This is a genomic window from Delftia sp. WSY_22, from assembly GCF_043104185.1.
GTDB classification, from domain to species: domain Bacteria; phylum Pseudomonadota; class Gammaproteobacteria; order Burkholderiales; family Burkholderiaceae_C; genus Comamonas; species Comamonas tsuruhatensis.
In genome coordinates, this window is record NZ_JBICKN010000018.1 from 357,916 (window position 1) to 382,133 (window position 24,218).

The following is a 24,218-nucleotide window of genomic DNA, read 5'->3' on the forward strand; positions in this document are numbered from 1 at the left end:
TTGCCGTTTTGCATAATCTACAAATGGCATTTCATGATAAAAAATACATGCATTTTTTGCCGCAAAAATGGATTCCACGATATGCATAGCAAATTCCAATGATTTACCAAAAGTAATCTTCCGAATTTCCTACACGCCGTGGATTTTTCAGGCAGCACAATGAAATTGCAGTGATGACGGCATCGCTGTTTACTTAAGGAGTATGGAAATGACGCAACAGACCAATAACCCTCAAGGCAACACGGCCAGCAACCAGCAAAACGACAAGAACAAGCAGAACCAGCAGCAGCAACAAAACAATCCGGGGCAGCAGCAGCAAAGCAATCCCAATAATCCCAACCATCAGCAACAGCAGAGCAACCCCCAGCGCAACCAGCCGGGTCAGCAGCAAAAGCAGGACAGCCACCAGCAGCGTTGAGCCGCAGGTTGCATGACCTGAAAAAAGGGTCCTCCGGGCCCTTTTTTTATTTTCCCATTGCGGCAACTGAAAAACATACCGTTGCTCCGCTTGAAATATCCGCGTCAAAAGAACATGGCGTTCATTCCCAAGGAGTGCATCATGGCCAAGAAAGCCCCAGCTGAAAAGAAATCCCCATCCCAATGCCCCGTTGGCCACGGCGGAGAACTCCAGCAGCAGGCCGAAGCCTCTCATCCTGTATTGACGACGCAGCAGGGCATACCGGTTGCGGACAACCAGAATTCATTGAAGCAAGGGCCAAAGGGACCCACGCTTCTGGAAGATTTCATATTGCGCGAGAAAATCACGCATTTCGACCATGAGCGCATTCCGGAGCGGATCGTCCATGCACGCGGCACAGGTGTCCACGGTTATTTCCAGCTGACCGATTCACTGGAGCAGTACACCACCGCAAAGGTGCTGACCGAAACCGGCAAGCAGGTGCCAGTCTTCGTGCGCTTTTCCACCGTGGCCGGCGGCGCAGGCTCGGTGGACACCCCGCGGGACGTGCGCGGCTTCGCCATCAAGTTCTATACCGAAGAGGGCAACTGGGATCTGGTCGGCAACAACATTCCGGTGTTCTTCATCCAGGACGCCATGAAATTCCCCGACCTGGTCCATGCCGTGAAGATGGAGCCGGACCGGGGCTTTCCACAGGCTGCCACGGCGCACGACACGTTCTGGGACTTCATCTCCCTCATGCCCGAGTCCATGCACATGGTCATGTGGATCATGAGCGACCGCACCATCGCGCGCAGCCTGCGCATGATCGAGGGCTTTGGCGTGCACAGTTTCCGGCTGGTCAATGCGCAAGGCAAAAGCACCTTCGTGAAATTCCACTGGCGGCCCGAGCTGGGCATCCAATCCACCGTCTGGGACGAGGCCCTGAAGCTGCAGGCCGCCGACAACGACTACCACCGCCGCGACCTGTTCGAGGCCATCGAGGCCGGCGACTACCCGGCCTGGGAGCTGTGCGTGCAGCTGTTCTCGCAGGAACAGGCCGACGCCCTGCCCTATGACCATCTGGACCCCACCAAGATCATTCCGGAAGAGGAGATACCGCTGCGCAAGATCGGCCGCTTCGTGCTGGACCGCTGGCCCGACAACTTCTTTGCCGAGACCGAGCAGGTCGCCTTCTGCCCGGCCAACCTGCCCCCGGGCATCGACTTCAGCAACGATCCGCTGTTGCAGGGCCGCCTTTTCTCCTACCTGGACACCCAGCTGTCGCGCCTGGGCGGGCCCAACTTCACGCAGCTGCCCATCAACGCGCCCAAATGCCCGTTTGCCCACGACCAGCGCGACGGCCATATGCAGACCCAGGTGCCCAAGGGCCGCGTGGCCTACGAGCCCTCCAGCCTGCAGGCCGACAGTCCGCGCGCCTCGGCGGCGCGCGGCTTCAGGCACTTTGCCCAGGATGACGGGGACGGCGCCAAGGGCCGCATCCGCCCCGAAAGCTTTGCCGACCACTACAGCCAGGCGCGCATGTTCTACGCCAGCCAGAGCGCGGTGGAGCAGGCCCACATCGCCAGCGCCCTGGTGTTCGAGCTGTCCAAGGTGCAGACGCCGCATGTGCGACTGGTCGTGGTGGGCCACCTGCAGGTGATAGACGCCGACCTGGCAAAGCGCGTGGCCGACGGCCTGGGCCTGCCCCAGCTGCCGCCTGCCGCCAAGCCTGCCGTGCCCCCGCAAAAGCTGCCGCCCAGCCCGGCCACGCGCATCATCGACCGCATGAAGCCCACGCTGCAGGGCCGCTGCGTGGCCATCCTGGTGGATGAAGGCTCCAGCGCCCGGCACATTGCCGCCTTCCACAAGGCCCTGGTGGCGCAAAAGGCCAGCGTGAAGATCATTGCGCCCAAGATCGGCGGCGCCACGCTGGACGACGGCAGCCACCTGCCCGCAGACGGCCAGCTGGCCGGATCGCCCTCGGCGCAGTTCGACGCCGTGGTGTCCATCCTCACGCCCCAGCGCGGCGAAGCCCTGGCCCGGGAAGCGGCCGCCCAGGACTGGTTCCGCGATGCCTTCGGCCACCTCAAGGCCATTGCGGCCTGCAAGGCCACCGGGCACATCCTGCAGACCGCGGGCATCACGCCGGACGAGGGCGTGTTTCCCATCGACACGCCCAAGCCCTTTGTCGAAGGCGCCAAGAAACGCTTCTGGGACCGCGAGCCCACGCTGAGGACGCTGGCCTGAGGCCGCAGGCCACCGGTTTTCGCGAATCATTGCTACCAAATGTCAACGCTTCGGCCCCGTGCAAGGGTCCGGGCATGGCGATTGCTGCAGCGGCTGCATGGCCGCTGCGGCCCGCCACCATCACAGGAGAAACCGTTCCATGATCGCTGCACCACCCACACCGCCTGCCACACCTCCCGTCGCTCCGCCGGTCAATCCGCCGCCGACCGAGCCGCTGGTGCCACCCGTGGGTGATCCTCCGCCGGCTCCGGCGCCTTCACCCTATTCCGATCCCCCCATCGCACCTCCGCCGCCGCCGCCGCAGGGGTTGCACTGACTGCAGACCTCATCCATGTCAACGACCGCATGCCCGGCTGGCGCCGCGTGCGGCGTGGCAAAGGCTTTTCCTATGTGGACCAGGACGGCAGGCCCGTGCGCGACGCCCAGGCGCTGGAGCGCATCCGCAAATTGGCCATTCCACCGGCCTATGTGGATGTATGGATCTGCCCTGACGCCCGGGGCCACCTGCAGGCCACGGGCCGCGATGCCCGCGGGCGCAAGCAATACCGCTATCACCCGCAGTGGCAGGAGCAGCGCAAGCAGGTCAAGTTCGACCGCATGCGCGAGTTCGGCCGGCATCTGCCCGCCATTCGGCGTGCCGTGGCGCGGGACCTCAGGCCGGGGCGGCCGCAGCTCGAAACCGTGGTGGCCACCATCGTCTGGCTGCTGGACTGCACGGCGCTGCGCGTTGGCAATGACGAGTATTCAGAAGCCAATGGATCCTTCGGCCTGACCACGCTCAGGAACCGCCACGCCCAGGTGCGCGCCGGAGAGCTGACGCTGAGCTTCAAGGGCAAGAGCGGCGTCGCCCAGCAGGCCCGCGTGTCCGACCGGGCCGTGGCCCGCATCGTCAAGCGCTGCCAGGACCTGCCGGGGCAGCGGCTTTTCCAGTTCGTGGACGACGAGGGAGATGTTCACCATGTGCGCTCCGAGCACGTGAACGACTACATCCGCAGGATCTGCAGCAAGGCCGGGGCAGACGAGGCAGACGGACCGGACTTCAGTGCCAAGGACTTCCGTACCTGGCATGCCAGCGTGTACGCGCTGGAGCTGGCCATGGCCGCCGCAGCGTCACCGGCGGGCAGCCGCCATCCGGGCGCGCTCACCTTCACGGACCTGATCGCCGAGGTGGCGCGGCGCCTGGGCAATACCTGTACGGTTTGCCGCAAGTTCTACATCCATCCCCAGGTACTGGCCCTGTGCGAGCAGCCCGGACAATGCCCGCCCGCCGCGACCGCTGCACCCGCACGGCGCACGCGCGGGCTGAGCGCCAAGGAATGCCTGTTCCTGGGCCTGCTGGAGCCCCAGCCCCGGCCCCGCAGGACCCCGCCCCGCCGTGGCCAGGGCGCCAGCCGCCGGCCCGCCTGATCCGCTTGATCCCCTCTTTGCGGCGACGGCGGCGGGGACCGGACCACCCGGCAAGCACTGTGCCTGTGGACTGACACAGATGCATACATCCCAGCCCCTAAACTGCCGGATCATGAATTTTTGTCAAAACAGGCTGCGGCCAGCAGCTCTGGAGGCCATGGAATGAACCACGTGCTGATCGTCGATGACGACGCGGACTCGGCAGCCACCATGCGCGAACTGGTGGGCGTGGACCGCTTTTCGGTCGCCGTGGCCCACACCCTGCGCGATGCGCGCCGCCAGATGGCCATGCAGCCGCCCAGCCTGGTTCTGCTGGACCTGCAGCTGCCCGATGGCAACGGCATGGACCTGTTCGGCGACCGGCAAGTGCCGCAGGACTCGCAGATCGTGCTGGTGACCGGCCATGCCAGCCTGGACTCCTCCATCGAAGCCCTGCGCCGAGGCGCCATGGACTATCTGGTCAAGCCCGTGGGCATAGGCCGGCTCGAGGACATTCTTTCGCGCTTTCTCATCCCCACGCCGGGCCTGTCGGGCGCGGACAGCCGCAACGGCGCAGGCCCGGCCTCCGATCAGATCACGGCACAAGACCATTGCGCACCCGCTGGCAGCTACTGCGCGCAGGAAGGCCGCTTTGGCCGGCTCCTGGGTCAATCGCCTCCCATGCAGCGCCTGTACCAGCAGATGGAGCGCGTGGCGGGCACCTCGGTCACGGTGTTCCTCACGGGGGAGAGCGGCACCGGCAAGGAGGTCGTGGCGCAGACCCTGCACGACTTGAGCCAGCGGCGCAGCCGCCCGTTTCTTGCCGTGAACTGCGGCGCCATTTCGCCGCATCTCATCGAAAGCGAGATCTTCGGCCACGAAAAGGGCAGCTTCACGGGCGCCGACCGCCAGCACCAGGGCTTTTTCGAGCGCGCGGCCACGGGCACGCTGTTCCTGGACGAGATCACGGAAATGCCCATGGAGCTGCAGGTCAAGCTGCTGCGCGTGCTGGAGACCGGCCGCTTCATGCGCGTGGGCTCCACCCAGACGCTGCAGACCGATGTGCGCGTGATCGCCGCCACCAACCGCTGCCCCTTCGAGGCCGTGGCCAGCGGCAGGCTGCGCGAGGACCTGCTGTACCGGCTGAACGTCTTTCCCATCGAGCTGCCGCCGCTGCGCGAGCGCCTGTCCGACGTCCCGCTGCTGGCCCAGCACTTGCTGCAGGCCATCTCGCAGCGAGAGGGCCAGACCAAGCAGTTCACGGCGTCGGCCCTGAGGCAGTTGGCACAGCACAGCTGGCCCGGCAATGTGCGCGAGCTGCGCAATGCCGTGCAGCGTGCCTACGTCATGGAGCCCGGCCCGCAGGTAGGCACCGAATGGCTGCCCCGCCCACCGGTGGCCATTGCCCAGCCCGCCCCCATGCCGGTGTCATTGCACGCATCCGTGCACACATCCGTGCCTGCACAGCTGGCCGCCAACGCCCCGCAGTTGCCGCCCACTGCGCAGGCCGCGCCTGTCGCCGTGCATCCGTTCGCCGACCACGGAGCGGCAGGCGACGCCTACGACCTGCCCGATATGGAGCCGGCCACCATACAGCTGCCCATCGGCATGACCATGGCGCAGGCCGAGCGGCTGCTGATCCAGGCCACGCTCAAGCAGTGCAAGTACCAGAAGGAACGCACGGCCGCCGTGCTCGGCATCAGCCTCAAGACGCTGTACAACCGGCTCAAGGACTATGCGGGCGGCAAAAAGGACAGGACGGACGCCGAACCCGGCTGACACGTGCGCAGACGCGCACAGCACCTGCTGCCGTTGCCTTGCGGGCACGCTGCTTGCCACCCTGCAAGCACCTTTGAGCAACCAAGGACAAGCCCATGGACTCCTCTCCTGCCCGCGCCTACGGTGTCTTCAAGCCCGTGGGCCACATGGTGGTCTCTTTTCCCACGGCTGCGCAGGCCGATGACGGCATGGCGGCGCTGCAGGCGCTGAACCTGCCCGAGCAGGACGTACGGCGCTACACCGACCGGGAAATGCTGGCCCAGATCGACCAAGACCTGCGACAGGCCAGTCCCGTGGCCGCCGTGGGCCAGGAACTCAATCTGGTCAAGGCCCACCAGGCCCTGGCCGAGCGCGGCTACCACTGGCTGGTGGTACGGGTGGACAGCGACGAGGCCGCACGCAACGCCGCCGATGCCCTCAAGGCCGCCGGCGCCGAGCGCGCACAGCTCTACGGCCGCTTCATCATCGAGGAATTGATAGAACACGCCGCCGATCTGCCCCAGGTCAGCGAGTCGCCCGACCGGGGCCTGGACGCCCAGACACCTTCAGGCCGCGAAGCCGAGCGTGCACAAATCCGCCCTGCGCCGGCCCGGGGCAACGGCACCCCGCAACCGGAGCGCTGAGTCGCTTGCGACTGGCAGGCACGCCGATTGCCATTGATATTCAACTGCAACTTTTGTCAAAGGCGATGCCATGGATTTCCTCATCTGGCTGATGGTGGGCGGGCTGATCGGCTGGATCACCAGCATGGTCACGAACACCCAGGCCCAGCAAGGCATTTTGCTCAACGTGGCAATAGGCGCCATCGGCGCCTTGCTGGGCGGCTGGCTGCTGGCGCCGCTGCTGGCGCCCTCGGCCATGGATGCGCAGGCGCAGGTGCCGGCCACATCCATGTCCATCTTCATTTCCATGGCCAGCGCCGTTGCGCTGCTGGCCATCTTCAACCTGTGCAAACCGCGCATGCGCCACTGAGCCGGCCCGGCCACGGGCCATTGACTTGCAGGAAAGGAGCCTCCATGAGCAAAGATCCCTTCCAGACCAGAAGTACCGCTGGCAGCACCGACCTCTCCCGCCATGGCAGCGCCGTGTGCAAGAAACCGCTGCGCTCCATTGCCACGGCGCTGGCGGCGGGGCTGCTGATCGCGCGCCTCGCACGCTGACCGGGCTCGGCCCTCCTCTCTTTTTCGACTTTCCTGCTTGCTGACTGCGCGCCCCGGCGCGCAGTCCTGTTTCCAGGGCCGCGAATGCCAGCTCAGTCCAGGCTTTGCGCAAGACAATCCTGCGCCGCCATGGGCACGCGCGGCAGGACCAGCGAGACGGCCAGGCCGCCGCTGGCTCCATCGCCGTCGCCTCCCCCGCTGCCGCCCTCGGCCCACGCCACGCCACCGCCAGCCAGGCACAGCCGGCGCGCCAGGGCCAGGCCGCAGGAGGCATCTGCATCGGCGTCGCTCAAGCGCACGCCGGGGCGGGATTCCTGCGGCCGCTGCGGCGCCTCGGCGCTGGCTGCGGCCACTACGCCCGCTTCGCCCCCTTCGCCCGCTTCGCCCGCAGCGCCCGATTCGCCCGGACCCGCCCCCTCCGGCCCCGGCCCGGCGCCCTGCCAGTGGGCCACGGCCTCGATGCGGATCTCCACCTGCTCGCCCTTGGCGGCCGATGCCGCAAGATGTCCGCCCACGGGATGTGCCGCCATGCGCACGCGGGCGCCATCGGGCAAGGCCTCGCGCACGGACAGGAAAATGCTGATCAGCGCCAGCTCCAGCTCGTCAGGGTCCACATACACGCCCAGGCGCGCGGCCGGCTGGCCCGGCGGGCTGGCCTCGGCGGGCTCAGCCACCTCCAGCGCCACGCGCTTTCCCAGCACCACGGCCAGCGTGCCCCGCACCCCCGGCAACCAGCGGTACAGATCCACCACCAGCGCATGCGTGCTGTGGCGCGGCCCGAAGCGCAGCAGCTGCTGTGTCAACCGGCTGGCCGTGTCCACCGAACGCAGCATGGCCTGTGCAGGCAGGCGCAGGTTCGGGTCCTCCGAACGACGCTCAATCAGATAGGCGCTGTTGCTCAGAACGCCGAGCTGGTTGTTGAACTCATGGGAGAAGCGGCCTGCCAGCCGGCCGACCACCTGCAGGCGCTCATTCTGGATATGGGCCTCGCCGGCTTCGTTGTCCCGCTCCCCCGGTGCGCCGCCGGCCTGGCTGCGCCGGGCCGGCCTCATCGGGTCCGCCCTGCCACGCAGGGCCAGCCCCGCCAGGCCCAGGCCGGCCAGCGCAAACAACACGATCGCCGCCCAGATCACGCCCCTCAGGAGCGGGGAACACGCCGGATCCAGCGCGGAACAGGGAACCCAGCTCACCCAGGTCCAGCCCTGGGCCGTCCTGCTGAAGAAAACGCGCAGGGTGCCGCCCTGCGCATCGGGCACATCCAGCCAGCCGTGCGCCAGGCTGGAAGCCAGGCGCTCGCTGAAATCAGCGGGCAAGGCAGGCTGACCCGTTGCCGCAGCCGTGCCGGCCGGCACCGCACGGCCCGCGCTGTCCACCAGAAAGCCGGACCATCCTGCCTCCAGCAGCGGTTGGACGGCAGCCAGCGCCTGCTCGGCATTGGCAGCGCGTGGCTCCTGCCTGTCCAGCAGGCGGGCCGCGGCCATGCTGGCGATGCGAACGGCCTGCTCCTGCGCCGCGTGCCCGGATTGATAGGCGCGCAACAGCAGCCAGGACGAGGCAGCCAGCACAAGCACCAGCAAGGCCAGAAGCAACAGGGCCCGTCTCAGGCGCATGGACATGGATGGCCCGCGTGCGGCGCCGCGCGCCCCGCCTTGCGGGACTGCATTGAGGGTTCCCGGCGGCGGGACCGTGTGAAAACCGGTGGATTGGTACATGGCAAAGTTTGCAGAAAACCTTGCGCCCGAGCGGAAATTTTTACCGCAGGCGCCTTGAGCGGCCCTGCTGTTGCAAAGCCGATACCCGCAGCGACGGCCGAACCCCGGGCCCCTGTGCCTTCTGCGCAGCAAGTACGCAGCAGGTTTCGTGCCCAAAGTGTATCCAGACGATTCGCCACGCTGATCGGGGCATGAACGTTGCGTCCTTGTGGCCATCGCAACAAGGAGACGAGATGGGTTCCATGCACCTCAAGGCGGACATACGCCAGTCCCAGACGCTTTCCCCGCGCTTGCAGCACGCGGTGCGCATGCTGCAGATGTCCTCGCTGGACTTTGCCGCGATGGTGCGCAGCAAGATGGAGGACAACCCATTCCTGGAAGATGCCGAGCCCGCAGATGACCGCGACCTGTGGGTGGCCGACATGCACCTGGGCGCGCGCCAGGCCGTTGACGCGGAAGGCTCCGCCATGGACACGGCTGCCTGCGAAACCACGCTGGCCATGCACCTGCACGGCCAGCTCAACGTGACGGCCATGACGCCACGCGACCTGTGCATGGCGCGCGCCATCGTGGAATCGCTGGACGACGACGGCTATCTGCGCACGGACCTGCAGGAGCTGGCCGGCCTGCTGGCGCTCAGCCCGGCGCCCGATGCGCAGGAAATGCTCATCGCCCTGCGACTGGTGCAATCGCTGGATCCGGCGGGCGTGGCCGCGCGCAGCGTGGGCGAATGCCTGTTGCTGCAATGCCCGCAGATGGCCGACGCCACGCTGCGCCAGCTGTCGCAGACCCTGCTGCAGCACCACATGGACGCGCTGGCCGCGCGCGACGTGCCGCGGCTGGCCAAGGCGCTGCAGGTGCCGGCGGCCCAGATCGTGCAGGCCATGGATGCCATACGGCGCCTCAACCCCAGGCCTGGCTGGAGCTTCGGCTCCACGCGCGTGGACTACATCGTTCCCGACGTGATCGTGCGCAGGGGACCGAGCGGCTGGAATGTGCAACTGAACCCCGCCGTCGTGCCGCGCGTGCGACTGAACAGCGTCTACGAGCAGCTGTTCCAGCGCCACCGCTGCACGGGCCAGGCCCAGCTGGCCGACCATCTGCAGGACGCGCGCTGGACCGTGCGCAATGTGGAGCAGCGCTTTTCCACCATCCTGGACGTGGCCCGGGCCATCGTGCGAAAGCAGGAGCTGTTCCTGGAGTTCGGCGCCATGGCCATGAAGCCGCTGGTGCTGCGCGAAATTGCCGAGGAAGTGGGTGTGCACGAATCCACCGTCTCGCGCGTGACCAACAACAAGTACATGGCCACGCCCACGGGCGTGTTCGAGCTCAAGCACTTCTTCTCGCGCCCCATGCTCAGTGCCAGCGGCAGCGCCTGCTCGGCCACGGCCATCCGCGAGCTGATCGGCGACATCATCGCGGCCGAATCCGATGCCCGGCCCCTGTCCGACGTCGATATCGCACGCCAGCTGGGCGCCCAGGGCCTGGTCGTGGCCCGCCGCACCGTCACCAAGTACCGCCAGCTGCTGCGCATAGCGCCGGCCGACCGGCGCAGGCGCCACGGCTGACACGGCACCTGCCGTCGCGGCCGCGGCCTTGCGATGGCCCTTGGCGCCGCTGCCCGTGGCGGTGTGTCCTGCCAAGCCCCACTGCCGTGCAGCGGCTTGTCGCTCCCCCAGGTCCTGCCTTGTCCGACAGTTGCAGGCCGCCGTCCGGCCTAAGGTGAAGGCTCATGGATTGAAGGAGACCGCCATGGACACCCCTCCCCGCAGAGTGCACGCCCCCCTCGAACGCCAGCGCAGCGAGAACAACCACATCCGCGATGGCCGCTGGCCGCTGCGCATCGCCGCCCTCACGGCCGCCGTCGCACTGATCCTGGTGCTGATGTTCAACTTCATGGCACCCAGGGGGCGGCTGGATGCGCCCAGCGCCACCGGAACGCCAGCGACAGAACCCACCTCCTCTGCCTCGCCGGCCGCACCTGCCGCACCTGCCGCGCCGTCCATGACGCCGCCGCAGGCCGATCCGGCCACCGCACCCGCCACCACCGCGCCACGCTGAGCCCGCCTGCGCACTTGTATCAACCCTTCCCCTCAGGACAGCAGCAGCCATGAACCACCCCCTGCCCCACGCACCCAATATTCCCCAGGTGCCGACCACGCCCAACGACCCCGTGGCACCCGACGATCCCAACCGCCAGCCCGGCCGCCCGCGCGGACCCGAGCCGATAGATCCCCCCACCACGGCGCCCCCCATAGAATTGCCGCCCGCGCCCGAGCAGGAACAGACCCGCAAGGGAGAGTGACATGCCCCGAGGAGACAAATCCACCGATACCCATGAGCGAAAACGCCAGGCCCGGCACATAGTGCCCAGCCACGAATCGCGCGGCGCAGGCCATGAAGAGGCCGAAAGGCGCCTGTGGGCCACCGTGGACAAGGACAGCGGCGGCGGCAGGCAATCGGGCTGCGGCCGGGGCCGGCAAGCAGCGCATTGCGCTGCCCGCAAGAGCGCCCGCAGGCGAGGCGCCGCACCTGCAGCGCAATCCGCCTCGCGATAGCTGCGCCGCCCCCGCGGCCCCGGCGCCTGGATCAACGACACAGGCCGGCCCGCGAAGTCGGCAATCCCGTGGGAGAACCCGTGAATTCAGAAGACAGTTTTGGATTCCTGCCGCAGCGCGGCGAAATGGCGGCACGCGTGCGCGCCCACGACTGGGAGGGCACGCCCCTGGGCTCGCCGCAGAGCTGGCCGCAAAGCCTGCGCAACGCCGCCAGCCTGATGCTGGGCTCGCGCTTTCCCATCATCATCTGGTGGGGCGATGACTTCCGGCTGATCTACAACGACGCCTACATTCCCTTCCTGGGCACCAGCAAGCACCCCAAGGCGCTGGGACAGGCCGGCGCGCAATGCTGGAGCGAGATCTGGGACGACATCGGCCCCATGCTGGAGGGCGTGCTGCGCACGGGCCAGGCCACCTGGTCCACCGATGCGCGCTACTTCTTCGACCGCGAGCTGCCGCAGGAAGAGGTCTTCGTCACCTTCACCTACGGCCCCATCCTGGCCGATGACGGCATCACCGTGCAGGGCGTGTTCTGTCCCTGCACCGACACCACCGAGAAAATCGTCAGCCGGCGGCGCCTGGAGACGCTGCACCGCCTGGGCATCCGCACGCTGGACATGCGCAGTGCCAAGGACGCGGGCGAAAAGGTCTGCGCCGTGCTGGATGAAAACCCCTACGACGTGCCCTTCGCCATCATCTACGAATGCCAGGCCGCCCCGGATGCAGGCAGCGCAGACACCGCTCCCCCGGCCTTCCAGCTACTGTGCTCCACCGGCATGGACACCGACCTGGCGGCCGACCCCGCGCCCTGGCCGCTGGCCCAGGCCGTGCAATCGGGCCAGCCGGCCAACGTGGACCTGGCGCAGCTGGGCCTGACCCTGCCTGGCGGCCCCTGGCCCGAACCCTCGCGCCTGGCGCGCATCGTGCCCGTTCGCTGGTCGGGCGACGGCCAGGCCTCGGGCGTGCTGGTGCTGGGCGTCAGCCCGCGCCGCCCGCTGGATGCGGAGTACTGCGCCTTCCTCGATATGGTGGCAAGCCACACGGGCGGCGTTGTCGCGCACGCCGTGGCCTATGAGCAGGAAGCGCGGCGCGCCCGGGCCCTGGCCGAGGTGGACCGTGCCAAGACCGTGTTCTTCTCCAACGTCAGCCACGAGCTGCGCACGCCGCTGACGCTGATCCTGGGGCCGCTGGACGATGCCCTGCGCGAGCACGGCGGCCACCTGCCGCCCGATCAGGCGCAGATGGTCCACCGCAACGCGCTGCGCCTGCAAAAGCTGGTCAACGCCCTGCTGGACTTCGCGCGCATCGAGGCCGGGCGCATGCAGGCCAGCTACGAGCCCACGGACCTGGCCCGCGCCACGGCCGAGCTGGCCAGCGTGTTCCGCTCGGCCATGGAGCAGGCGGGCCTGCGGCTGCGCGTGGACTGCCCGCCACTGCAAGGGCCGGTCTACGTGGACCAGGACATGTACGAAAAGATCGTGCTCAACCTGCTGTCCAACGCCTTCAAGTTCACCTTGCAGGGCGAGATCGCCGTGGCGCTGCACGACGCGGGCCCTGCGGTGGAGCTGTCCGTCAGCGACACCGGCTCGGGCATTGCGCCCCAGCACCTGCCCCATCTTTTCCAGCGCTTTCACCGCATTCCGGGCAAGCCAGCCCGCACGCACGAGGGCACGGGCATCGGCCTGGCCCTGGTGCAGGAACTGGTGCGGCTGCATGGCGGCACCATCACGGTCACCAGCACGGAGGGCGAGGGCAGCCGCTTCACCGTGCGGCTGCCCAAGGGCAGCGCGCACCTGCCGGCCGAACAGGTGAACCCCATCGCGTCACCGTCAACCCCGCCGCCGCCGGGGCACGGCGCGGGCGCCCCGGCCGCACGCCAGCTCGTGGACGAGACGCGGCAGTGGGTGCCGGGCGAATCGCCCACGCACGCCCCGCACGCCCCGCACGGCGTGCCGGCTGGTGCCGAACCGCAAGGCCCCCGGCCGCGCATCGTCTGCGCCGACGACAACGCCGACATGCGCGGCTACATCGGCCAGTTGCTGCGTCCGCTGTACGAGGTGGAGGTGGCGGGCGACGGCCGGGCCGCGCTGGACTGCATCCGGCGCCAGCGGCCCGATCTCGTGATTGCCGACGTGATGATGCCCGTGCTCGACGGCTTCGAGCTGCTGCATGCGCTGCGCAGCGACGAGGCCACGCGCTCCATCCCCGTCATCATGCTGTCCGCGCGTGCAGGCCAGGAGGCCCAGGTCGAAGGCCTGCGCGCAGGCGCGGACGACTACCTGGTCAAGCCCTTTTCGGCGCGCGAGCTGCTGGCGCGCGTCGCCTCGCTGCTGCAGCTCGAGCGCGTGCGCGAGCAGGCCCATGCCGCCCTGCGCGCCAACGAGAAAAGGCTGCGCGCCATCATCGACCAGATGCCGGCGGGCGTGGGCGTGTCCGACATGGGCGGCACCATGGTGCTCAGCAATGCGCTCATGGACCGATTCGTCCCGCGCGCCATCCCGTCCACCCTTGCCGACCGCGTGCAGCGCTGGCGCGGCTGGGACGACAAGGGCCGGCCCATACCGCCCGAGAACTGGCCCGGCAGGCGCGCGCTGCGCGGCGAGGTGGTCATGCCGGGGCTGGAGATGCTGCACACCGACGACGAGGGCCGCGAATGGTGGATGCGCGTCAGCGCCGCTCCGCTGCGCGATGACGGCGGGCAGCTCGTGGGCACCTGCTCCGTCATCCAGGACATCACCGAACTCAAGCGCGCCGAGCAGCACCTCAGGGAGGCCGACCGGCGCAAGGACGAGTTCCTGGCAACCCTGGCCCACGAGCTGCGCAATCCGCTGGCACCCATCAGCCACGGCCTGCAAATCCTCAAGCGCACCGTCCATGGCGACGACAGCGCGCGCCGCAGCCAGGAGATGCTGGAGCGCCAGGTCAACCACATGGTGCGCATGGTGGACGACCTGCTGGAGGTCTCGCGCATCACCACGGGCAAGGTCCAGCTGCGCAAGGAGGTGGTGGACCTGAACAACGTGCTGCAAGGCGTGGCGGCGGCCAGCCATGCGGTCATGGAATCCGGCGGCCACCAGCTTCGGCTGGAGCTGCCCGCCGAGACCCTGCTTCTGCCGGCCGACCCCGTGCGGCTGGCGCAAATGGTCACCAACCTTCTCAACAATGCCGCCAAGTACACCGATCCCGGCGGCCACGTCGTGCTGGCGGCCTGGGCAGAGGGTGCGCAGGCCGTGATCTCCGTGCGTGACGACGGCATAGGCATCCCCGCCGCGCTGCTGGACAGGATCTTCGACATGTTCATGCAGGTGGACCGCGGCGGCCGCCGGGGCCAGGGGGGCCTGGGCATCGGCCTGACACTGGTGCGCAGCCTGGTGGAGATGCACGGCGGCAGCGTGCAGGCGCTCAGCGAAGGTCCGGGCCAGGGCAGCGAATTGCGGCTGCGCCTGCCCTTGCCGGCCCATGCACCTGCCGATGCATCCGCCCATGCACCCGCCGATGTGCCCTCCCTGCCCGGCCCGGCCGCAGGCGCGCAGTCCGGGGATGCGCCAGCCTTCGGCCGCATCCTGGTGGTCGATGACAACGCGGACGCCGCCGACACCCTGTCCATGCTGCTAGGGCTGCTGGGAGCCGAGGTCGAGATCGCCCGCGACGGCCCCGGCGCGCTGGCCATGCACGACGCCTTCAGGCCCGACGTCGTGCTGCTGGACATCGGCCTGCCCGGCATGGACGGCCTGGAAGTTGCGCGCCGCATCCGCGCCCGGCAGGACCGCGACCAGGTCCTGCTGATCGCCCTCACGGGCTGGGGGCAGGAGGATGACCTGAGACGATCGCGCGAGGCCGGCATGGACCACCACCTGGTCAAGCCCGTGAGCTTCGACACGCTGGAGCGGCTGCTCAGGAGCCTGCGCACGTCTGCATGAGCACCGCCTTTGCGCGCGACAATCCCCGCTTCGCCCAGCCTGCCTGCGCTGCCTGCGCGGCTCGCGCGCCTGCCGCAGAACTCACCGAGACCCATGACCGCCCTGCCCCCCATCAATGCCGAGCGCCTTTGGCGCCGTGTCCAGACCCTGTCCACCTTCACCCTGCCCGACCGGCCCTGGACCCGCCGCGCCTTCTCGCCCGAGTTCGACCAGGCCCGCGCCTGGCTGCGCGCCGAGTTCGCGGCCGCGGGCATGCAGGTGCATCTGGATGAAGGCGGCAATCTGGTCGGCCGCCTGCCGTCTGCCCAGGCCGCTGCGGGCGGCGCAGAACGCGCCCCCATCTCCACCGGCTCGCACTGCGACACCGTGATGATGGGCGGGCGCTTCGACGGCATCATCGGCGTGCTGGCCGGCATCGAGGTGGCGCACTGCCTGCATGAAAACGGCATCGCCCTGCAGCACCCGTTCGAGGTGATCGACTTCCTGTCCGAGGAGCCCAGCGACTACGGCATCTCCTGCATCGGCAGCCGCGCGCTGTCGGGCAAGCTGGACGCCGCCATGCTGGCGGCACGCAACCCGCAAGGCGAAACCCTGGCCGAAGGCATGCGGCGCATCGGCGCACGGCCCGAGGCGCTGGACCGCCCGCTGCGCAGCGCCGGCGGCACGGCCGCCTTCGTGGAGCTGCACATAGAGCAGGGCCCGGTGCTGGAGCAGCGCGGCCTGCCCATTGGCGTGGTGACGAACATCGTGGGCATACGCCGCGTGGGCTTCACCGTGCACGGCCAGGCCGACCACGCAGGCACCACGCCCATGGACATCCGACAGGACGCGCTGGTGGGCGCGGCGCGCATCATCGATGCGGCCAACCGCAAGGCCGCTGCGCTCAATGGCCAGCCCCACTATGTGGTGGCCACCGTGGGCCGGCTCTCGCTCACGCCCAATGCCTCCAATGCCGTGCCCGGCCTGGTCGAGATGATGATGGAAGTGCGCAGCGACCACGCCGGCGTGCTGGAGAGCTTCCCCGAGGAACTGCTGGCCGAAGTCCTGCCCGGCCTGGCCGCCCTGCGCGTGCGTGCCGAGATGGCCGACGTGAGCCGCTCCCAGCCCACGGACTGCGCTGGCCTGGTCATGCAGGGCGTGGAGCAGGCCTGCGACAACCTGGGCTACGCCCACATGCGCATGCCCAGCGGCGCCGGCCATGACGCCGTCTACATGGCGCCCACCGGCCCCATGGGCATGATCTTCATCCCCTGCCTCCACGGCCGCAGCCACGCGCCCGAGGAATGGATAGAGCCGTCCCAGCTGCTGGACGGCACCCGGGTTCTGTACGAGACGGTGCGCGTGCTGGACAGGCAGTTGGCGCAGGGCTGAGCGCCTGGCCTGCGGCCAGGCACCAAGGCGGCATAAAATAGCCCGCTTCCCTCTGGAGCAGGCACAAGCTGCTCCTTGGTGGAAGCCCCTGTGGCACAGATTGCGGAAATCCGCCCAAATAGCGGGTTTCCCAATGCAAGATGGCGGAACCACCCTCCCCGATCATCGACAACCCACCGCATGGGCGACCCGGCGCTGCCGGTCCGCTGCGAGAGGGTTGCACCGCCCCATCAGACCCTGGAGTTTCTTCTTTCATGTTCCGCCAACTGATCACCTGCACCGCCGTGGCCGCCGCCATGGGCCTGAGCTTTTCCGCAGCCGCCCAAGGCGCGGCGGCCGACTATCCGAACAAGCCCGTGCGCATGATCGTGCCCTTCCCGCCCGGCGGCGGCACCGACATCCTCGCGCGCGTGGTGTCCAACAAGCTCACCGAAGTCAGCAAGTGGACCGTGGTGCCCGACAACCGCGCGGGCGCAGGCGGCACCATCGGCATCACCGAGGCCGCCAAGGCGGCGCCCACGGGCTACGACATGGTCATGGGCCAGAAGGACAACGTGGTCCTGGGCCCCTACCTCTACAAGAACCTGCCCTGGAACCCGGTCAAGGACCTGGTGCCCGTGGCCCACGTGGCCTACACGCCCATCGTGATCGCCACCAGCGTGAACTCGCCCTACAAGACCCTGGCCGACATCGTGGCCGCTGCCAAGCAGCACCCGGGCAAGGTGACCTACGGCTCGCCGGGCAATGGCACCAGCATCCACCTCTCGGGCGTGCTGCTGGAGAAAGCGGCGGGCATCCAGCTGGTGCACGTGCCCTACAAGGGCTCCAACCCGGCCCTGATGGATGCGCTGGCCGGCAACGTGGACCTGCTGGTGTCCTCCGTGCCCTCGGCCATCGGCCAGATCAAGGCCGGCAAGCTGCGCGCCATCGCCGTGACCTCGGCCAAGCGCTCGTCCTCGCTGCCCGACACGCCCACGCTGGCCGAATCGGGCCTCAAGGGCTTTGACGTGAGCACCTGGTACGGCCTGTTCATGCCCAAGGGCACGCCCACGGCCATCGTGACCAAGGTCAACGCCGAAGTGAACAAGCTGCTGGCCATGCCCGAAGTGCGCGACGCCATCCAGACCCAGGGCGCCGAGCCCCAGTCCATGACCGTGGCCGACTTCGACAAGATGTTCCAGGCCGACTTCAAGCAGTCCAAGCAGATCGTCGAGTCCTCGGGCGCCAAGATCGAGTGACGCCGCGTCTCCTTGATGCAGATCAGACTGATCTGCATCAAGGGGCGATGTGACAGTCCCGTGAATACTTCTCCGGAAATCATCGAATTCCTGGAGAACGCCATGGCATTGCTGGTCTGGGTCCCCGAGCTGGACACCGGAATTGCAGAGATCGACAGGCAGCACCGCCGCATCGTCGACTACATCAACAAGCTCTACGAGCTGCGTTCGTCGCCCGACCGCGAGGCCCTGGGCGATGTCATCGGCGAGATGATCGACTACACCGTCTCGCACTTCGTGTTCGAGGAAAGCCTGATCGAGAGCGCCGGCTACATGTTCGCCGGCCCGCACAAGAAGGTGCACGAGCTGTTCACGCGCCGCGTGATCGAGATGCAGACCCGCTTCGATGCCGGCGAGGACGTGGCCGCCGAGCTGCACGGCATGCTCTCGCGCTGGCTGTTCAACCACATCCGCAACGAAGACACCGGCTACGTGGACTCGGCCAAGGCCTATCTGCGCATGGCGCGCGAGTCCAGTCCTGCCGCCGAGAAGGAAAGGCTCAAGAACGAAGTGCTGCAGGAGCTGGAACTGCAGCGCAAGAAAAAGGGCTGGCTGGCACGGCTGCTCAATCGCTGATCGCCCTCTCCCCCTGCAGCGCACCAATAAAAACGGCTCCCGAAGGAGCCGTTGACGTTTCACCCGGCGAAGGGCCGAGCGGTCCGGTGATTACTCGCGCACCACCAGCACCGGCACGCGCACGGCGCCCAGCACGCGCTGGGTCACGCTGCCCAGCATCAGCTTTTCCAGGCCACGGCGGCCTTGCGAGCCCATGATGATCAGGTCGGCGCCCGTGCTCTCGAGCACGCGCACGATGCCTTCGTGCACCGCATGGCCTTCGCCCACCACGGTGGTGGCGGTGATGCCGGCCTCGTCGGTGATCTTCTTGACGGCGTCCAGCGTGGTGTTGGCCTCGGCCGTGGCCGCGCTCAGGTACTGCGACTGGCCGTAGGCGAAGTCGGCGCCCACGCCCGTGAACGGATAGGGGTCCACCACGTAGACCGCCGTCAGCGTGCTGCCAAAGACCTTGGCCAGCTCCACGCCCTTGTGGACCGCCAGCATCGAGCTGTTGGAGCCGTCCACGGGAACCAGGATGTGCTTGAACATGCGTTTTCTCCTTTGTGCTTGGCCGCCCTCAGGAATCGGGGGCGGCCGGGTCGATGAACCAAAGTGTGCGCCCATCATGCGCCAGCGTCTTGAGCTGCATCAATCCTTGCGGCGACGCGTCAGCTCCGAGCCCTGGAAACCCTGGCGGCGATAGGTCAGCACCAGGGTATCGCGCACACCGCCCGGCTGCTCGGGCTGTATGGGCGTGGTCTCGTGGATCATGCGGGCATCGTCCAGCAGCATCACCGACCAGGGCTCGGTCAGCGTGAAGCGCTGGCCGCTGGGGCCCGTGGCCTCGAAGATACGCGTCTCGCCGCCCTTCACGCCCTCGCGCCCGACCAGGATCACGGCCACCAGGTCCACGCCGTCGCGGTGCGCGCCTTCGGGCGTGGGCCGGCCAATGCCGTCCGTGGTGTCGATGCGGAACTGGTGGGACTCGATGAACCAGCGCTCGTGCTGCACATCATCGCCCTGGGCGCAGAACACCTGGTCGGACAGGCCGGCCAGCGCCAGCAGCAGGCGGCTCCAGGTGGCGCTTTGCGCCGTGGCATCGCGCATGGGATCGAACATGCGCAGCATGCCGCCATGCAGGGCGTTGTATTCCACCGGCTGCCAGTGCGCGCGGTGCTCCACCTGCTGCAGCCCGTCCTGCCCCGCGATGAAGCAGGAATGGCGGCGGCGCCGGTAGCGCCCGCCGTCCTTCAGAAAGGCATCGGGCGGCAGCTGGGCCCAGTCGGCATCGAGCGCATGCAGCTCGGTCAAGGACACGCCCGCCCAGGCCGCGAATTCATCGGGGCGCAGCACCGCGTAGCCTGCGTCGCGCAGCGACTGCGCTGCATTCTGGGGAGCGATATAGGGAGGGGGAAACGTGATGTGCGCCATAACCTGCCAAGCTTACTCCTCGCCCGCACCCGTCCGGGCGAGGCGGGCTGCAAATTTGCGCAATGCTGTGGCGACAGGCGCGCATCAATGCGGGCGCAGCCTCGGCGGCGCCCGGGGCCCCACGCCGGCCCTCACACCAGCGGCAACCCCACATAGTTCTCCGCCAGCGAGGTCGAGCCTGCCCGGGAGTTGACGATGTAGTCCAGTTCCGCCTCCTGCACCTTGGTGTCGAAGCCGCCCGCGTCGGGGAAGCGGTGCATGAGCGAGGTCATCCACCACGAAAAACGCTCGGCCTTCCAGACGCGGCGCAGGCATTGCTCGGAGTAGCCGTCGATGCCTTCGGGCGCCTTGTCGCGGTAGTACTGCGCGAAGGCGCTGGACAGGTAGCCCACGTCCGAGGCGGCCAGGTTCAGGCCCTTGGCGCCCGTGGGCGGCACGATGTGGGCCGCGTCGCCGGCCAGGAACAGGCGGCCGAAGCGCATGGGCTCGGTCACGAAGCTGCGCAGCGGGGCAATGCTCTTTTCCAGCGAGGGGCCGGTGACCAGGCGCTCGCGTGCCTCGGGGTCCAGGCGCAGGCGCAGTTCGTTCCAGAAGGCTTCATCGCTCCAGTCCTCGACCTTTTCGGTCAGCGGCACCTGCAGGTAGTAGCGGCTGCGCGTGGCGCTGCGCTGGCTGCACAGTGCAAAGCCGCGCTCGGTCTGGGCGTAGATCAGTTCGTGCGAGACGGGCGGCGTGTCCGACAGCAGGCCCAGCCAGCCGAAGGGGTAGACCTTCTCGAAGGTGCGCACCTTGTCCTGGGGCACGCTGGCGCGGCAGATGCCGTGAAAGCCGTCGCAGCCGGCGATGAAGTCGCATTGCAGCTCATGGACCTGGCCGTCCTTCTCATAGCGCACGACGGGGCTGTCGCCATCGAAGCCCACGGGCTGCACGTTGGCGGCCTCGTAGACCGTGGCCAGGCCCTCGGCGGCGCGCACTTCCATCAGGTCGCGCGTGACCTCGGTCTGGCCGTAGACCATGACGCGCTTGCCGCCGGTCAGGCCGTGCAGGTCGATGCGGTGGCGCTGGCCGCCGAACAGCAGCTCGATGCCGTCGTGCGGCAGGCCTTCGGCGCGCATGCGGGCATCGGCGCCGGCCTGCTCCAGCAGGTCCACGGTGACCTGTTCCAGCACGCCGGCGCGGATGCGTCCCAGCACGTAGTCGGCGCTGCGCTGCTCGATGATGACGTTGTCTATGCCCGCGTGGTACAGCAGCTGGCCGAGAAGCAGGCCGGCAGGGCCTGCGCCGATGATGGCGACTTGGGTACGCATTGATCTGTCTCCGTTGCGTTGTTCGATGTCATGGCCGGTTCATGCCATGGCCTGGTCCCAAGACTAGTTTTGAGGCAGCGCAAAGACGAGGGGCTGGCACATGAGTTGCGCGGTGATCGCGCAATCTGCGCGACAATCGCGCACTACCTGCATGCCCGCCCTCCCCGCCCATGAACCAGCCCTTTCCCATCGACCCCGATGACTTCATCGCCGGACTGGCCAAGGGCCTGGCCGTGCTGGAGAGCTTCGACACCGAGCGCCAGCGCCTGAACGCCACCATGGCGGCCGAGCGCTCGGGCATCACGCGCACGGCCGCGCGCCGCCATCTGCTGACGCTGGCGCACCTGGGTTACCTGGAGACGGACGGCAGCCATTTCTGGCTGGCGCCCAAGGTGCTGCGGCTGTCGGGCAGCTACCTTGCCTCGGCGCGGCTGCCGCGCATCGTCCAGCCCGTGCTCTACCGGCTGGCGGCGCAGACCCAGCTGTCGTTTTCCTGCGTGGTGCGCGATGGCCACGAGGTGGTCATCGTCGCGCGCAGCGCCCTGCACGAGCGCGGCCAGCGCCTCATGGCCCACGGCCTGCACCTGGGCAGCCGCCTGCCCGCCCACGCCACCTCCACGGGCCGCGTGCTGCTGGCCGCCCTGCCTGCGGCCGAGCTCAGGCAATGGCTGGCCTCGCACGACCTGCGGCGCCTGACCGCCCACACGGTCACCGACAGCGCAGCGCTCGAAGGCGTGCTGGACGAAGTACGCCGACAGGACTTCTGCCTGGCCCTGGAAGAGCATGAGCTGGCCGTGCAGGCCCTGGCCGTGCCGCTGCGCAACATGGAGGGCCGCACGGTGGCCGCGCTCAACATCGTGACCTCGCCCCAGCGCATGGCGCCGGCCGACATGGTGGCCGAGCTGCTGCCGCTGCTGCAGGAGGCGGCGCGGGAGCTGCGGCCGTTGCTCTGAGGCCTGGCTGAACTGCCGCCGTCGCTGCAACCGCTCAGAGCGGCGCGCACACCAGCCGGCTCAGTTCGCGCAGGGCCAGAGAAGTCTTGCGGATCAGCGGCGTGGCCTTTTTCTTGGCCGACTGCGCCAGGCACAGCGTGCTCACCACATGGGGCGATTCGATGGGAATGCCCACCAGCTCGGCATCGGTCAGGTGGCTGCGCATGGCGCTGTCGGTCAACGCGGCGTAGCCGTAGCCGCCGCGCACCAGGTCCAGGATGGCCGGCACGCTGGACACTTCCCAGACCACGTTGAGCTTGACCTGGGACAGCGTGGCCTGGGCCTCCATCAGCTTGCGGAAGATCTGGCCGTGCTGCGGCATGATCAACGGAAACTGCGACAGCTCGTCAAAGCGCACGCTGCTGCGCCCGCCCAGCGTGCGCGCCGGGCCGATCAGGCACAGGCGCTCTTCCAGCACGGGCGTGACCTCGATGTGCGGATGCGGCTCGGGCGTATAGACCAGGCCCAGGTCCATGCGGCCCGAGGTCAGCCATTCGGCGATGTTCATGGAAAAGCCCTCGACCACGGCCAGCCGGGCCTTGGGCATGTCCTTGCTGAACAGGTCGATCAGCGGCAGCGTCAGGCGCCGCGCCAGGCTGGGCGGCAGGCCCACCACGATGCGGCCCACGGGCTCGTCGCGCTGGCTGCCCAGATCCTCCTTGGCCAGCGCCACGCGCTGCATGATGGCGTGGCCGTGCTCCAGCAGGCGGCGGCCCGCGTCGGTCAACGTCACGCCGCGGCCGGTGCGAATCAGCAGGGTTTCGCGCAGCTCGGTCTCCAGCGCCCGCACCTGGCGGCTCAGTGCGGGCTGGGCCGTCTCCAGCAGCACGGCCGCCTTGCTGAAGCTGCCGGTCTCGGCCACATGCACGAACGTCTCTATCTGCTGCAAATTCATGTTCTCTCGCCTCCTCACTTATGCCATTTTGCTATAGCTGCTAGCGCCAGCCACGGCTAGGTGCTTTGCAACGAACTGACACAATGCGGCGACTGGATGATCCAGCCGCTCCCGCAAGAGAGCGTAAAAACAAGAGCAGCCTGTGCCTTGCCGGCATAGGACCAAGCCCCCCAGCAAGCCCAACAGCGACTCGGAGACAAACCATGAAAGACAGCGCCTTCCGCATCAATCGCCGCCAGGCGGGCCTCGCCCTTGGCGCCCTGGCCATGGGCGCCCTGGCACCCGCGCGTGCCCAGTCGGGTGCCGCCGCCAACTGGCCCACCAAGCAGGTGCGCATCATCAACCCCTTCCCCGTGGGAGGCGGGCCGGACGGCACCTCGCGCCTGGTGGCCGACAAGCTGGCGCGCCTGTGGAACCAGCCCGTCATCGTGGAAAACCGCCCGGGGGGCAACGGCTTCATCGCCATCGAGGCCTTCAAGCGCGGCGCCACCGACGGCACGGACATCATCCAGCTGGACAACGTCCACCTGGCCGCCTATCCCCACCTGTTCAAGAAACTGCCCTACAGCATCGACAAGGACTTCGAAGTCGTCCTGCCGCTGTTTCGCACCTTCTTCTTCGTCTGCGTGCCGGTCAACAGCCCCTACAAGACCGTGGCCGACCTGATTGCCGACGCCAAGGCGCGCCCCGGCAAGCTCAACTACGGCTCGTGGTCCGTGGGCAACCCGGTGCACCTGGGCTCGGCCCTGCTGGAGTCGCTGACGGGCACCAAGATGGAACACGTCATCTACAAGGAAACCAGCCAGCTGTACACCAGCGTGGCCACGGGCGAGCTGGCCTTTGCGCTGGGCTCCTCGGGCACGGCCGGCCCGCTGATGCGCTCGGGCAAGCTGCGCTTTCTGGCCGTGCTGGCGCCCCACCGCCTCAAGGGCTATGAAGACGTGCCCACCGTGGCCGAGTCCGGCGGCCCGGCCGATGCCGTGGTCACCGGCTGGAATGCCTTTGCCGTCTCCAAGTCCACGCCGCCGGCCGTGGTCGAGAAGATCCGCCAGGACACCATGAAGGCCCTGCGCGAGCCCGACATCCAGCCCAAGTTCCAGACCTTCGGCTACGAGAACTACTTCCCCACGAACGAAGAGTTCAAGGCCTTCATCGTCGAAGAGAACAAGCGCTTTGGCGACGTGATCCGCCGCGCCAAGATCGAGCTGTAAGCCACAGGCCACAGCAG

21 protein-coding genes are annotated in these 24,218 nt (G+C 68.0%); 15 read left to right on the plus strand and 6 right to left on the minus strand.

Annotated elements, in window-relative coordinates; genetic code table 11:
* Window positions 1–193 precede the first annotated feature (193 nt).
* Window positions 194–652 carry a hypothetical protein gene (locus tag ACF8NF_RS11475; protein WP_193584794.1) on the minus strand — a complete coding sequence of 153 codons (459 nt, stop codon included), beginning with the start codon at window positions 650–652 and terminating at the stop codon, window positions 194–196.
* Between ACF8NF_RS11475 and ACF8NF_RS11480 the strand changes: the two genes are divergently transcribed.
* The 6 genes from ACF8NF_RS11480 (at window position 560) to ACF8NF_RS11505 (ending at window position 6,972) form a co-directional block, all read left to right on the plus strand.
* Window positions 560–2,647: a catalase gene (locus ACF8NF_RS11480; RefSeq protein ID WP_392450613.1), complete on the plus strand. Its 2,088-nt coding sequence runs from the start codon at window positions 560–562 to the stop codon at window positions 2,645–2,647. The genes ACF8NF_RS11475 and ACF8NF_RS11480 overlap by 93 nt on opposite strands.
* Before the next feature lie 345 nt (window positions 2,648–2,992).
* On the plus strand, window positions 2,993–4,054 hold the full coding sequence (locus ACF8NF_RS11485) for a DNA topoisomerase IB (RefSeq protein WP_016446347.1): 1,062 nt from the start codon (window positions 2,993–2,995) through the stop codon (window positions 4,052–4,054).
* A 162-nt stretch (window positions 4,055–4,216) separates the two neighbouring features.
* Window positions 4,217–5,812, plus strand: a complete 1,596-nt coding sequence (locus tag ACF8NF_RS11490; protein ID WP_016451495.1) for a sigma-54 dependent transcriptional regulator — start codon at window positions 4,217–4,219, stop codon at window positions 5,810–5,812.
* Window positions 5,813–5,907: 95 nt separating this feature from the next.
* Window positions 5,908–6,435, plus strand: coding sequence for a hypothetical protein (locus ACF8NF_RS11495; RefSeq protein WP_016446349.1), 528 nt, complete (start codon window positions 5,908–5,910; stop codon window positions 6,433–6,435).
* Window positions 6,436–6,505: 70 nt separating this feature from the next.
* A complete protein-coding gene (locus ACF8NF_RS11500; protein ID WP_016446350.1) occupies window positions 6,506–6,784 on the plus strand; it encodes a GlsB/YeaQ/YmgE family stress response membrane protein in 279 nt (92 codons plus the stop codon).
* A gap of 44 nt (window positions 6,785–6,828) precedes the next feature.
* Entirely contained in the window at window positions 6,829–6,972 is a 144-nt protein-coding gene (locus tag ACF8NF_RS11505) for a hypothetical protein (RefSeq protein ID WP_349335670.1), read from the plus strand.
* A gap of 92 nt (window positions 6,973–7,064) precedes the next feature.
* Here ACF8NF_RS11505 and ACF8NF_RS11510 read toward each other — a convergent pair whose 3' ends face one another.
* Entirely contained in the window at window positions 7,065–8,684 is a 1,620-nt protein-coding gene (locus ACF8NF_RS11510; protein WP_392450614.1) for a hypothetical protein, read from the minus strand.
* 233 nt (window positions 8,685–8,917) lie between these two features.
* Here ACF8NF_RS11510 and rpoN point away from each other — a divergent pair, with 233 nt between their 5' ends.
* The 7 genes from rpoN (at window position 8,918) to ACF8NF_RS11545 (ending at window position 18,386) form a co-directional block, all read left to right on the plus strand.
* Complete coding sequence (rpoN, locus tag ACF8NF_RS11515) at window positions 8,918–10,252, plus strand: RNA polymerase factor sigma-54 (protein ID WP_017404821.1); 1,335 nt, start codon at window positions 8,918–8,920, stop codon at window positions 10,250–10,252.
* A gap of 184 nt (window positions 10,253–10,436) precedes the next feature.
* Window positions 10,437–10,745, plus strand: coding sequence for a hypothetical protein (locus tag ACF8NF_RS11520; RefSeq protein WP_047216897.1), 309 nt, complete (start codon window positions 10,437–10,439; stop codon window positions 10,743–10,745).
* A 49-nt stretch (window positions 10,746–10,794) separates the two neighbouring features.
* On the plus strand, window positions 10,795–10,989 hold the full coding sequence (locus tag ACF8NF_RS11525) for a hypothetical protein (protein WP_016446355.1): 195 nt from the start codon (window positions 10,795–10,797) through the stop codon (window positions 10,987–10,989).
* Window positions 10,990–11,322: 333 nt separating this feature from the next.
* On the plus strand, window positions 11,323–15,162 hold the full coding sequence (locus ACF8NF_RS11530; RefSeq protein ID WP_392450615.1) for an ATP-binding protein: 3,840 nt from the start codon (window positions 11,323–11,325) through the stop codon (window positions 15,160–15,162).
* Window positions 15,163–15,255: 93 nt separating this feature from the next.
* Window positions 15,256–16,533, plus strand: a complete 1,278-nt coding sequence (locus tag ACF8NF_RS11535; RefSeq protein WP_392450616.1) for a Zn-dependent hydrolase — start codon at window positions 15,256–15,258, stop codon at window positions 16,531–16,533.
* A gap of 254 nt (window positions 16,534–16,787) precedes the next feature.
* Window positions 16,788–17,771 (plus strand): tripartite tricarboxylate transporter substrate binding protein, encoded by a 984-nt coding sequence (locus tag ACF8NF_RS11540; protein ID WP_016451487.1) that lies wholly within the window; start codon window positions 16,788–16,790, stop codon window positions 17,769–17,771.
* 60 nt (window positions 17,772–17,831) lie between these two features.
* Window positions 17,832–18,386 carry a bacteriohemerythrin gene (locus tag ACF8NF_RS11545; protein ID WP_223275325.1) on the plus strand — a complete coding sequence of 185 codons (555 nt, stop codon included), beginning with the start codon at window positions 17,832–17,834 and terminating at the stop codon, window positions 18,384–18,386.
* A 90-nt stretch (window positions 18,387–18,476) separates the two neighbouring features.
* Here ACF8NF_RS11545 and ACF8NF_RS11550 read toward each other — a convergent pair whose 3' ends face one another.
* The 3 genes from ACF8NF_RS11550 to pobA all read right to left on the minus strand — a co-directional run bounded on the left by ACF8NF_RS11550 (window position 18,477) and on the right by pobA (window position 21,103).
* On the minus strand, window positions 18,477–18,914 hold the full coding sequence (locus ACF8NF_RS11550; protein ID WP_016446360.1) for a universal stress protein: 438 nt from the start codon (window positions 18,912–18,914) through the stop codon (window positions 18,477–18,479).
* 99 nt (window positions 18,915–19,013) lie between these two features.
* The gene (locus ACF8NF_RS11555; RefSeq protein ID WP_043791151.1) at window positions 19,014–19,796 is read right to left on the minus strand and encodes a 2OG-Fe dioxygenase family protein; all 783 of its coding nucleotides are present in this window, start codon (window positions 19,794–19,796) and stop codon (window positions 19,014–19,016) included.
* Window positions 19,797–19,927: 131 nt separating this feature from the next.
* Window positions 19,928–21,103: a 4-hydroxybenzoate 3-monooxygenase gene (gene pobA, locus ACF8NF_RS11560; protein WP_392450617.1), complete on the minus strand. Its 1,176-nt coding sequence runs from the start codon at window positions 21,101–21,103 to the stop codon at window positions 19,928–19,930.
* A 170-nt stretch (window positions 21,104–21,273) separates the two neighbouring features.
* On the opposite strand from pobA, the gene ACF8NF_RS11565 reads away from it, so the two are divergent.
* A complete protein-coding gene (locus ACF8NF_RS11565; protein ID WP_016446366.1) occupies window positions 21,274–22,056 on the plus strand; it encodes an IclR family transcriptional regulator C-terminal domain-containing protein in 783 nt (260 codons plus the stop codon).
* Between the two features lie 34 nt (window positions 22,057–22,090).
* Here the strand turns inward: ACF8NF_RS11565 and ACF8NF_RS11570 are convergent, their stop codons facing one another.
* Window positions 22,091–22,990 carry a LysR family transcriptional regulator gene (locus tag ACF8NF_RS11570; RefSeq protein WP_046985988.1) on the minus strand — a complete coding sequence of 300 codons (900 nt, stop codon included), beginning with the start codon at window positions 22,988–22,990 and terminating at the stop codon, window positions 22,091–22,093.
* 203 nt (window positions 22,991–23,193) lie between these two features.
* Here ACF8NF_RS11570 and ACF8NF_RS11575 point away from each other — a divergent pair, with 203 nt between their 5' ends.
* Window positions 23,194–24,201 (plus strand): tripartite tricarboxylate transporter substrate binding protein, encoded by a 1,008-nt coding sequence (locus ACF8NF_RS11575; protein ID WP_267179130.1) that lies wholly within the window; start codon window positions 23,194–23,196, stop codon window positions 24,199–24,201.
* Window positions 24,202–24,218: the final 17 nt, after the last annotated feature.

Bases quoted from the DNA above. Each gene is read 5' to 3' on its own strand.
- ACF8NF_RS11480 (WP_392450613.1), top strand. From the start codon at position 560: ATGGCCAAGAAAGCCCCAGCTGAAAAGAAATCCCCATCCCAATGCCCC.
- ACF8NF_RS11475 (WP_193584794.1), bottom strand. From the start codon at position 652: ATGAGAGGCTTCGGCCTGCTGCTGGAGTTCTCCGCCGTGGCCAACGGG.
- ACF8NF_RS11485 (WP_016446347.1), top strand. From the start codon at position 2,993: ATGCCCGGCTGGCGCCGCGTGCGGCGTGGCAAAGGCTTTTCCTATGTG.
- ACF8NF_RS11490 (WP_016451495.1), top strand. From the start codon at position 4,217: ATGAACCACGTGCTGATCGTCGATGACGACGCGGACTCGGCAGCCACC.
- ACF8NF_RS11495 (WP_016446349.1), top strand. From the start codon at position 5,908: ATGGACTCCTCTCCTGCCCGCGCCTACGGTGTCTTCAAGCCCGTGGGC.
- ACF8NF_RS11500 (WP_016446350.1), top strand. From the start codon at position 6,506: ATGGATTTCCTCATCTGGCTGATGGTGGGCGGGCTGATCGGCTGGATC.
- ACF8NF_RS11505 (WP_349335670.1), top strand. From the start codon at position 6,829: ATGAGCAAAGATCCCTTCCAGACCAGAAGTACCGCTGGCAGCACCGAC.
- ACF8NF_RS11510 (WP_392450614.1), bottom strand. From the start codon at position 8,684: ATGTACCAATCCACCGGTTTTCACACGGTCCCGCCGCCGGGAACCCTC.
- rpoN (WP_017404821.1), top strand. From the start codon at position 8,918: ATGGGTTCCATGCACCTCAAGGCGGACATACGCCAGTCCCAGACGCTT.
- ACF8NF_RS11520 (WP_047216897.1), top strand. From the start codon at position 10,437: ATGGACACCCCTCCCCGCAGAGTGCACGCCCCCCTCGAACGCCAGCGC.
- ACF8NF_RS11525 (WP_016446355.1), top strand. From the start codon at position 10,795: ATGAACCACCCCCTGCCCCACGCACCCAATATTCCCCAGGTGCCGACC.
- ACF8NF_RS11535 (WP_392450616.1), top strand. From the start codon at position 15,256: ATGACCGCCCTGCCCCCCATCAATGCCGAGCGCCTTTGGCGCCGTGTC.
- ACF8NF_RS11540 (WP_016451487.1), top strand. From the start codon at position 16,788: ATGTTCCGCCAACTGATCACCTGCACCGCCGTGGCCGCCGCCATGGGC.
- ACF8NF_RS11550 (WP_016446360.1), bottom strand. From the start codon at position 18,914: ATGTTCAAGCACATCCTGGTTCCCGTGGACGGCTCCAACAGCTCGATG.
- ACF8NF_RS11555 (WP_043791151.1), bottom strand. From the start codon at position 19,796: ATGGCGCACATCACGTTTCCCCCTCCCTATATCGCTCCCCAGAATGCA.
- pobA (WP_392450617.1), bottom strand. From the start codon at position 21,103: ATGCGTACCCAAGTCGCCATCATCGGCGCAGGCCCTGCCGGCCTGCTT.
- ACF8NF_RS11565 (WP_016446366.1), top strand. From the start codon at position 21,274: ATGAACCAGCCCTTTCCCATCGACCCCGATGACTTCATCGCCGGACTG.
- ACF8NF_RS11570 (WP_046985988.1), bottom strand. From the start codon at position 22,990: ATGAATTTGCAGCAGATAGAGACGTTCGTGCATGTGGCCGAGACCGGC.
- ACF8NF_RS11575 (WP_267179130.1), top strand. From the start codon at position 23,194: ATGAAAGACAGCGCCTTCCGCATCAATCGCCGCCAGGCGGGCCTCGCC.